The sequence below is a fragment of the Nostoc sp. 'Peltigera membranacea cyanobiont' 213 genome (genome assembly GCF_002245975.1).
Classification (GTDB): domain Bacteria; phylum Cyanobacteriota; class Cyanobacteriia; order Cyanobacteriales; family Nostocaceae; genus Nostoc.
Window position 1 is genome coordinate 1 of the sequence record NZ_NOLI01000207.1, and the last position, 10,270, is coordinate 10,270.

Annotated in this window: 2 protein-coding genes and 1 pseudogene; all 3 read right to left on the reverse strand. The window is 42.6% G+C overall.

The window, feature by feature from the left end; genetic code table 11:
- A pseudogene (locus tag CDG77_RS31840) lies at positions 1-617 on the reverse strand (TauD/TfdA family dioxygenase); the annotation flags it as partial.
- Between the two features lie 62 nt (positions 618-679).
- A complete protein-coding gene (locus tag CDG77_RS31845) occupies positions 680-5,980 on the reverse strand; it encodes a type I polyketide synthase (RefSeq protein ID WP_094333208.1) in 5,301 nt (1,766 codons plus the stop codon).
- Positions 5,981-6,184: 204 nt separating this feature from the next.
- Positions 6,185-10,198 (reverse strand): non-ribosomal peptide synthetase, encoded by a 4,014-nt coding sequence (locus CDG77_RS31850; RefSeq protein WP_190234123.1) that lies wholly within the window; start codon positions 10,196-10,198, stop codon positions 6,185-6,187.
- Positions 10,199-10,270 lie beyond the last annotated feature (72 nt).

Here is a 10,270-nt window from a genome sequence, read left to right on the forward strand (position 1 = left end):
TCGCTCATATTTCTGTGTCAAAAAACTCTCTGATGTTCTTTTACCACAGAATGTTAGTATTTTGGAGATGTCTAGTCCTTGTCCGTAATTACGGACATACATAACTTTTTTGAGAATGAATTGCTCTTTGATTTTTGGATCGAGCTGTTGAAATACTTTTCGACTATCAACAATTGGTGTTTCCCCGCCTTCTGTTGCTGCTTTTACACAAAAAAACATATTTTTTTTGGCCAGCTTCGGGCGTATGCCATTTCATTGTGTAAAGGAATTGATTCTTCTGCGGGGTATTCAGTTGATGTATATATATTACCACTTACTTGGCTGCGAGGAGTTGACCGATAAGAATATTCAATTAATTCTCCAGAAATACTTTTAATTAACTGTTCAAAATCAGTAACTACTTTGATATTGAAGTTACGAAAAAGAATTCCTCCATATTTGAATAATTGAGTTTCTAGCCAATCACGATTGTTGGCTACCCAAGCTATCAAGTTTACGTCATTGACCTGAGGTTTAATAATTAATGGTAAATGCTGTCCTGGCAGAATAAACTCTGTTTTTATGAGTTCTTCTGGCGACACAATGATTGGTTTTCGTCTCCCGGATTTGAAATTCATTATTCTTTTTATAAATTTTACTGAAGAATTATTTTTTCTAACACTGCTCAAGAACTATTAACCTAATCAGTACTAATAATTCCTTTGCGTTTAACTTTACCTAATTTCTGAGAACGCGCTGCTTGAAAATTTTGGTGTTTGAGAAATTGGTCTTGTTTTTCAGCCTCATTTAAGATTGCTCTCAACTGGTTCAGCTTGATATCAGGCTGTTCAACAATAATGCCTAGAAGTTTTACAAAAAGTTCTGCCATCCGAGCAATCGTACTAGCATCAAATAAGTCTGTTTTATACTCAAAAAAGCCTTTGATTCCTTCTGGTATTTCTGAAAGGTCAAGCTTCAAATCGTGCTTAACCATTACAGTTTCAGCCTCTAAAAAGCTAAGTTTAAGTCCTGCAAGTTCAAGATTGGATATAGGGGCATTCTGAAGGACAAACCATACCTGAAACAAAGGCGTGTGATTGAGGTTACGTTCTAGCTGTAGTTCAGCTACCAGCTTCTCAAAAGGTAAATCTTGATGGGTATATGCACCTAAGGTTACTTCCTTAACTTTTTGCAGCAAATATCTAAAGCTGGGATTATTTGAGAGATTGGTACGCAATACTAAGGTGTTGATAAAGAAGCCAATTAATTGCTCAATTTCGCTACGGTTGCGGTTGGCAATGGCAGAACCTATGAGAATATCTTCCTGATTAGTATAGTGGTAAAGCAAGGTATTGAATGCTGCCAGCAGGGTCATAAAGAGAGTGACTCCTTCTTGCTGGCTTAGAGATTTGAGAGACTTGGATAGTGTCGCAGGAAGTGAGAAAGAGTGCTTTTTCCCAATGGAAGTTTGAAGGTGCGATCGCGGTCTATCTGTTGGCAATTCCAGAACTGTTTTCGCATTTGCTAATTGCTCTTTCCAGTAGCGTAGCTGAGTATCAAGTATTTTCCCTTGTAACCACTCTCGCTGCCAAAGAGCAAAGTCTGCATATTGGATGGTTAATTCCGGGAGTAAAGAGTGTTTTCCAGTGGAGAAGGCTTCGTACAATGCTGCCAACTCTTGAACCAACAAACCAATTGACCAGCCGTCTGAGACAATATGGTGGATTGTAAACAATAATATATGCTCTTGCTCGTCAACGCGCAAGAGAGTACATCTGAGTAATGGCCCTTGGGTAAGGTCAAAGGTACTTTGAGATTCTTCTACAATTAGTCGTTGTACATCAGTATTCCGTTGTGCTTCTGGCAAGTTACACACATTCATTACTTTGATTGTGACATTTGCAGTCGGAATAGGATGAATGACTTGAACTGGTCGATCCTCGATTATTTCAAAAGTAGTACGTAAAGCTTCATGGCGTTTCACAATTTCCTTGAAACTTTGCTCCAGAGCCACGATGTGAAGCACACCTATCATCTGTATAATTATTAGTTCATTAAAAGCATTTTTAGCAGTATATTCTACTAACCCAATTCCACCTATAACTGAAGCTTGTGATGAAGTCAGGACAAAGAAATCCAACTCGACATTTTTGAAGAGATTATCGAGTATTATTGTTCCTATTATTTTCGGCGTAAAAACAATTCTTCCTATTTCTAGCGTTTTTTGTGCAATTAATCCTTTTTTGTCTTCTAGAGCATTATGAATTACCCCATTAATTTGACCAAATCGATTATTTGCCTGAGTGATTGCTGCTTCCATTTGTTCTCGATTGGTAATGTCAGCTTTAAATACTAAAACTTCCGCACCCAACGCCTCAAGTTCTTGCAATTTAAGGATCTTACGGCTGACGCTATCTTGAACGCCATAATCTGATAGCCATTGTGACCACTCATCTCGGTTAGGAAAAGCTGAACGTCCTATCAGTATGAGTTTTGCTTTTACAGTCTTCGCTAGATATTCTGCATTAAAAAGACCAACTCCTCCTAATCCGCCCGTAATCAGATAAACTCCCCTTTCCCTTAACTGGGGTTTTGCTTCGACTACTCTATCCAAGCGGACGGGTTCAAAAGTTTGCACCCAACGATAATTTCCACGGTACGCCACAACACGGTCAGACAATTGAACCGTGAATTCCGCCAGTAACCGATCTACAAGTTTTTCTTGTTGCCAATTTTCTGTTTCAGGAATAATGATATCAATACTACAACAGGCAATATTCGAGTACTCTTGTTGAATGACTTTACACGGCCCTAATATAAAAGCCTTACCTGGGTCTAACACCTCTGAGCCTGTCACCTCCTGCAAATTGTTTGACACGATTCCAATTTGCATCGGATTTGTCATCCTTTGCTGCTCTGCAAGTGCTTGTGCTAGAAATACCAGACTGTAGAAGCCTAGAGTTTCACACCTTTCAAGGGACTCAATTGTTAATTCTGTGCCACTGTTCAATGTAAGATTCCACAAATGTAAAATCCTGTTTGGAGTCACCTCCACTCTATTAAGTTCTTTGATTAAGGCGTAGTAGTCATCCTGTCGTCGAGGGTTGATGGTATATACGCGTCGATCGGATGCTATTTCGCTACTAAATTGCTCTCCTATTCTGACGATAATTGCATTGTTACCCTCAAGGGTAAGTCGTTGCACGATTTTCTCACCCAAGCCGCACTCATCAATAAATATTAACCAACACCCTGCCTGAGTTGCTTGAAGCTTTGAGCTAAACGGCTGAGGCGGCATTAAGCGTTTCCAAGATGGAATATAAAACCAGTCGGAAATATCTAGTTTTTCGTGTAATGAAACTTCGGGTTCAATCCAGTAACGCTGTCGCTCAAATGGATATGTTGGCAGGGGAAGACGATGACGGTACTCATTGGTGTAAAATCTTGACCAATCTACTTGTACTCCATACAACCAGAGTTTACCTAATGTGTTCAATAAGAATGTAATATCTGACTGTTTTTCTTTCGGATGCCGTAATGAAGATAGTCCTGGGGAATTTAAATGCTTTTTAGTAAAGCTACACAAAGTGCGTCCCGGCCCCACTTCTAGTAGGATGTGATTTGGCTCTTGCAACAATGTATAAATGCCTGCTGCAAACCGCACTGTTTGCCGTAAATGTTTTACCCAGTAATTTGAATCTGTGGCTTGCTCTGCTGTAATCCAGATTCCTGTGACATTAGAAACAAAGGGAATTTTTGGAGGATGTAATTTGACTTTGCTTACTTCTTTCTGGAATGCCTCTAATATGGGTTCCATCATTGGGGAATGAAAAGCATGGGAAGTATGGAGACGGCGGCAGTCTATACCTCGATCTTGGAGCTTGTTTTGAAATGCATCTATAGCATTATGGGTTCCCGAAACCACACACAAGGCTGGTGCATTGCTGGCAGCGAGGGATAATTTTTCATCCAGTAGAGCTACAACTTCTTCCTCTGGCAGTGGTATGGAGAGCATAGCACCAGATGGTAGTTGTTGCATCAGTCCTCCACGCGCCGCCACTAGCGCCAAAGCATCTTCAAGTGACATGACACCAGCAAGGCAAGCTGCCACATATTCCCCGATGCTATGACCAATCATTGCACCTGGAGAAATACCCCATGACATCCACAACTGAGCTAGAGCATACTCTATTACAAACAATGCAGGCTGAGTAATGTCAGTTTGTTGCAGTTTTTGTGCTGCGGCTTCTGACTCCGACTCGCCCGGATATATGAGCGATCGCAAATCCAAACCTAAATGAGGTTGAAGCAATTCACAACACAGATCGACCTGTTCTTGAAAAATCGGCTCAGTCTGGTATAGTTCTTTACCCATATCCACATACTGAGCGCCCTGTCCAGGAAACATAAAGGTGATGGAGCGATCGCCACTTTCGAGTAAGTGAGTGAAAACTCTTTGAGGATCTGGCTGCTGTAAGGCGCTAGTTGCATCTTCGATATCCGCGCACACCAATATGCAACGATGATTGAATTCCCTGCGTCCTACTTGCAATGTATGCGCCACATCCGCCAGGGTAATATCGGGATGTTGCTTGAGGTACTGAACCAGATTTGTTGTTGCAGTTTCTAAAGCTGAGTCTGTTTTGGCAGAAAGTACCAATAACTGCCAAGGGCGAGAGGAACTGGAAGCTGGTAACGCTGGAGCCTCTTCCAGAATGACATGAGCATTAGTCCCACCAATACCTAAGGAACTGACCCCAGCCCGACGAGGGGTAACTCCGGTTTTCCATTCTGTAAGCGTTGTATTAACGAAAAAAGGACTATTGGCGAAATCTATTTGAGGATTAGGTTGCTCAAAATTTAAGCTGGGTGGTATCTGCTGATGTTTAAGGGCTAGAACTGTTTTAATCAGTCCTGCAATCCCAGCAGCTGCGTCCAAATGACCGATATTTGTTTTTACTGAACCGATGGCACAAAAGCCCTTTCTGTTTGTACTTTCACGAAAAACCTTTGTTAAAGCAGAAATTTCAATGGGATCGCCTAAGATAGTTCCTGTCCCATGAGCTTCTACATAGCTAATTGTTTCAGGTTCTAGCCCAGCTAAAGCAAGTGCTTCTGCGATCGCATCTGCTTGTCCGTTAACGCTGGGTGCTGTGTAACCAACTTTACCAGAACCATCATTATTGATGGCACTACCTTTAATTACAGCATAGATATTGTCACCATCAGCGATCGCCTCAGCCAACCGCTTTAAAACCACAATTCCTACACCATTACCAATAATTGTTCCCCTGGCTCTGGCATCAAAGGCGCGACAGTGACCGTCAGGTGATAAAATTCCCCCTTCTTCATACAAATACCCGGTTTTTTGGGGAATGTGAATAGATACTCCACCTGCTAAAGCGATATCGGATTGGTAATTTAATAGACTTTGACAAGCTAAAGAAATAGCTACTAAGGAAGTAGAACAGGCAGTTTGTACTGTTAGACTTGGGCCTGTGAGATTTAATTTATAAGAAACGCGAGTCGCGAGGAAATCTTTCTCGTTGCCAATTCCCTCTTGGAAAATGCTACCCAATCCAGTGCGCTCGCTATTTAAATCCAATGATAAATAATTATTTGAACTAGAACCACCATAAACTCCAATCCGACTTTCGCAACGTTGGGAGTCATAGCCAGCATTTTCTAATGCTTCCCATGCATTTTCTAAAAATAAACGATGCTGCGGGTCTGTAATTTCTGCTTCTTTGGGATTCAAGCCGAAGAATGAAGCATCAAATAAATCTATATTTTCTAAGATAGCAAGGTTTTTCACATAATTAGAATTGCTAAGTAATTCTGGATCAATTCCAGAGGCAATTAATTCTTCATCCGTGAAAGTAGATATTGATTCTACTCCAGAGCATAAATTTTCCCAAAAATCTTCAATATTATTAGCACCGGGGAAACGTCCTGACATGCCAATAATTGCAATTTCTTGTATTGAATCGTAACTATTCATTACTCTTATTTTACCTCATTAATTACACTTTTTATTAGAGCAAACGGCTAGCCACCACAACTTTACCCAACCAAGGAAATTCCAATAACATCAACGTAAATGTCACAAAAATTGATCCAATAATAATTGGAAATAAAAAAAGCAATGAGTGCAATGTAGTAGTCAAGTTTCCTGTTTGCATAGTTTTGCTAAAGTCTTTTCTACTTATTTACGTGACTTATGAGTTTGTTTTTGTCGGTTTAGAGCCAACTTCTGTTTTTCAGATCGATGATGAATCTCTTTAAAAGAATGTTGTTCTTGCTGTTCTTGACTAAGGTGTTTCGCCAACAAACTGATACTAGGATATTGAAACATTTCTACCACTGAGATATCGCGTTGTAATTTTTCTCGCAGTTGTGCATTCACCTGAGAGATCAGTAAAGAATGACCGCCTAGATCGAAAAAGTTATCGTTAATACTAACTTTTTCAAGACCGAGTACTGTTTGCCACGTACTAGCAATGGTCTGCTGTAGCTCTGTTTCAGGAGCAGCATAAAGGTTGTTGTGGGTAGAGTAACTTTCTGGCAACGGTAAGACGCGACGATTGACTTTGCCATTGGGGGTTAAAGGAAGCGCGTCTAAGAATATAAAAGCCGTTGGCACCATGTATTCAGGTAGCTTTTCTCTGAGGAAATCTCGGAGTTGAGGTACTCGTTCACGCACTAAACTTCCTTGCCAGGGAGTATTAGCGTAATCGTGCCAAGGACGGGACGAAGGAGGTACAGCAGCAGGCAAACAGAAACACTGAGTAGCATTTGTAGAGCGCGTGAAGATCGCGTCATAGCGATCGCCTGCACCATTACCTGACCAAGTAATTTGGACTGAGTAAGGGAAGTCTTTTTCTAATGCCCAGAAGACTTCTGGCTCTATGCCTCGATCTTCAAGGGAGCTTAAAACCTGTTTGATCTCGCCTACAGTTTCTGTTGCCTCACTATTTGCCAACCACTGCACGAGTTGAAGGTCTGCGATCGCACGGGCATTCGGTACACTAGTAAGACCTAAAAATTGGGGCGCAGTTTCTCCTAAGATGCGGCGAACTGAGGATAGGGTTAAATCTTCTTTGTTCCAATCGAGCCAGGTGATTTCCTTTGTCTGAGGCGCTTTATCATCCACATGGAGAATGACATCGTAACGGAATTTGGTTAATTCATTCTGGGAACAACCACGCTCTAGCAAAATATCAACATGAGAAATTTTAGGTAGATGCTGTTTGAGGGCAGTAAAGAAAGCGGGATCGATGACTAATTGTTTTTCCTCAAACAACAGTTTTTGCACCCGCTGTTGCAATGTTTCTCTAGAGAGAGTTTCTGATGCCCGATAAAGTTGAACTGAGGCGTGGAATGCTTCCAACAAGGGCAAACTGCGAACATCTCCTAGAAAAATGAAGCCACCTGGTTCTACAGCATTGACTGCCTTTTCCAAAACCTGTAGCAAATAGTCAATGCTTGGGAAGTACTGAGCCACAGAGACAATTAACACCGCATCAAAGCTATTCTCTGTCACATCATCAAAATCTAAAGCACTTCTCTGGCTGAGTGTGACTCCTGGTAATGGCTGCTCTAGAGTATCTAACTGCTTTTGGAGGACTTGCAGGGCATTTTGTGATGGATCTGTTGCCCAGTACTGCTGGCAATGAGATGCAATGCTCAAAAGCATCAGGCCGCTACCCCCACAACCGATTTCTAAAACCCGGTTGGGCTGTAAAGCCAAGATGCGCCCGGTGGTTTGCTCCATCCACTCACGCACTTCTTCGTCTGGGATAGATTCCCCTGTGTAGCTGCTTTCCCAACCTTTGATATAGAAGCCGGAGTGTTGAGTGGGATCAAACTTTTTATAGAGGCTATCAAAAACAGTTTGCCACTGCAAGGTTTGCTGAGTGTCTAAGGCTTCTACCGTTTCCGGCTGATATTGCCCAACGACATAAGCAATCAAGCGCTGATGGTCACAGCGATCGCTGTGAGCAACGACCACGGCTTCTCGAACATCTGGGTGTTGATTCAGTAAGGCTTCTATTTCTCCTAATTCAATGCGGAAACCCCGAATCTTGACTTGATGATCGATGCGTCCGATAAATTCCAGGTTGCCATCACTTCGGTAGCGAACTAAGTCACCTGTCTTGTAAAGACGCTCCCCAGATTTTGAACTGTAGGGGTTAGGAATAAACTTTTCTGCTGTTAAGTCTGGTCGGTTGAGGTAGCCTCGAGCAACACCGACACCTCCAATATACAATTCGCCGGGAGTTCCTACAGGCACGAGTTGTAGAGAAGGGTCAAGGACATAAGTTTGGACTTGGGGAATGGGTTTGCCAATCGGCACTTCGTCGGCTGTCGATCCTGATAAGTCACAGAGTGTAGCCACAATTGTTGTTTCTGTAGGACCGTAGGTGTTGACAAGGCGGACTCGTTGACCAACTTGCTGCTGCCACGTTGTCAGGTGTTTTTTGTCGGCTCTTTCGCCGCCAATAATCACCAATCGCAAGGAATCGGGAAGTGCCAAATTTGCTGTTGCTAATTCAGAAGTAACTTGATGCCAAAAGGCGGTAGGTAAATCAAGGACAGTTACCCCCCAATCACGACACTGCTGTAAAAATCGAGGTATTGAACTTAGCATCTCATCTGTACGCAGGATGAGAGCAGCACCGCAGATTAGACAGGGGAAGATTTCTTCAGCAGCAGCATCAAAGCTGATGGAAGCGAATTGCAGCACGCGATCGCTTTGCCCGCCTTCTCTACGAGACGCTCCGCGAACGGCATCGCTTCCTTGTAGTCCATACTCTAAACAGGCAATTTTAGCATAACTGGCTAAAGAGCGATGCTGAATCGTCACGCCCTTGGGAGTTCCCGTCGAACCAGAGGTGTAAATAATGTAGACAAGATTTTCTAGTTGCGTCTGATTGACAAGATTTTCCTGACTTTCTTGGGCGATCGCGCTCTTGTCTGTATCAACGCACACGACTTGTGACTCAATCGCAGGCAGAACAGCCAGCAGTGATTCCTGAGTCACAAGGACTGACACCTGAGCATCTTTCAAGATTAAAGCAAGACGTTCTTTTGGATAGGCAGGATCTAGAGGTACATAAGCTCCTCCGGCTTTGAGGATCGCCAAGAGTCCAATCACCATCTCTAAAGAGCGCTCTATGCAGATTCCAACTAAAACTTCTGGCCCGACTTTGCGGGTTTTGAGGTGATGTGCTAGTTGATTCGCCTGCTGATTTAATTCTCTGTAGGTTAAATGCTGGTTTTGAAATACCACTGCGATCGCATCTGGTGTTTGCTCTACCTGTTCCTCAAACAGTTGATGAATGCATTGCTCTGATTGGGAAGGAATTAGGGATTGATTGCGACTAAGTTCTAGTAAATCCTGACGATCTGCCACACTCAAAAGTGGTAAGTTGGATAGCCGAGCTTGAGGATTAGCCGCAATGCCTGAGAGCAAATTCTGAAAATGCCTGAGCATTCGGGTAATGGTGACAGCATCAAATAGGTCAGTATTATAATAGTATGATGCCGCCACTCCTTGCTCTGTAATCTCAATAGAGAGGCTCAAATCAAACTGTGCTGTTTCGGTTTCTATTTTTAACAGGCTCAATGCCAAACCAGGCATTTCTGGTAATTGCGAGTAATCCTGGACATTGAACATGACTTGAAATAGCGGTGTACGACTCATATCCCGCTCTGGTTGCACTACTTCTACCAGTTGGTCAAAGGGCAAATCTTGATGTGTATAGGCTTCTACAGCTACCTTTTTTACCCGCGTCAGCAACTCGTCAAAAGTCGGGTTGCCGCTCATATCTGCACGTAACACCAAGGTATTGACAAAAAAGCCAATTAACCCTTTCACTTCTTCACGATTACGGTTAGCGATCGGTGTTCCGATCGCAATATCATCTTGTCCTGTATAACGGTAGAGAAAAGTCTGAAATGCTGCCAATAGCAACATGAATAAAGTTATACCCTGTTGACGAGCGATCGCCTTCAGTTGCTTAATGACTGCTTCGGACAACTCGATAGATTGTTGAGCGCCGTGTGAAGTTTGCACCGATGGCCGTGGTCGGTCAGTGGGTAGTTGCAATGCGGGTGGCATACCCTCAAGTTGTTGTTTCCAGTAAGAGAGTTGAGTTTGCAGGATTTCTCCTTGCAACCATTGTCGCTGCCAGTGTGCAAAGTCTTTGTATCCCACATTCCGCACCCTAACTGTCACAAGTTCATTAGTACTTAACTAATTGTCGGCGAATAGTATTTATGAACTATA